This is a genomic window from Geobacillus thermodenitrificans subsp. thermodenitrificans DSM 465 (assembly GCF_000496575.1).
Lineage (GTDB): Bacteria > Bacillota > Bacilli > Bacillales > Anoxybacillaceae > Geobacillus > Geobacillus thermodenitrificans.
Genome location: NZ_AYKT01000068.1, coordinates 1 through 401, shown reverse-complemented (window position 1 = coordinate 401; position 401 = coordinate 1). Strand labels below are relative to the sequence as shown.

The 401-nt window shown below is 43.9% G+C and carries 1 protein-coding gene; it reads left to right on the top strand.

The features are described from left to right. Positions 1-223 precede the first annotated feature (223 nt). Positions 224-367: a hypothetical protein gene (locus tag DSM465_RS19490; protein WP_155121009.1), complete on the top strand. Its 144-nt coding sequence runs from the start codon at positions 224-226 to the stop codon at positions 365-367. The last annotated feature ends 34 nt before the right edge of the window (positions 368-401 follow it).

The following is a 401-nucleotide window of genomic DNA, read 5'->3' as shown; positions in this document are numbered from 1 at the left end:
ATCGAGATGGGCATACATGAGTACGAGGGACGGGAGATCGGGGAGCTGGATTATGATCGGCTGAAATACATTTTGGCAATAGCAAGACTCAAAAACTAACACGCTCTAATTATTCAAATTTTAGCCCATATGGCGTTTTTCTTGCGAGGGTAATAGGAAAGTATCCCAGAACGAGAAAAACGCCTCACAGAGCAAAATAAAACGTCTAGCGAGGTGATAACACATGGACGTATGCCGCGCAATCAATATAGCGGTTGGGTGTGTAATGGCAAGCCACTTAGAAAACAAAGAAAAACGCGAAGTGATCGAAGTGTTGCGAAGTTTAGAGCGTCAATTGGAAGAAGACGAATGGGGTGACGAAGATTGAATCTACAAAAGTTGTTCGAGATGCAACGCCAGCT

Bases quoted from the DNA above. Each gene is read 5' to 3' on its own strand.
- DSM465_RS19490 (WP_155121009.1), top strand. From the start codon at position 224: ATGGACGTATGCCGCGCAATCAATATAGCGGTTGGGTGTGTAATGGCA.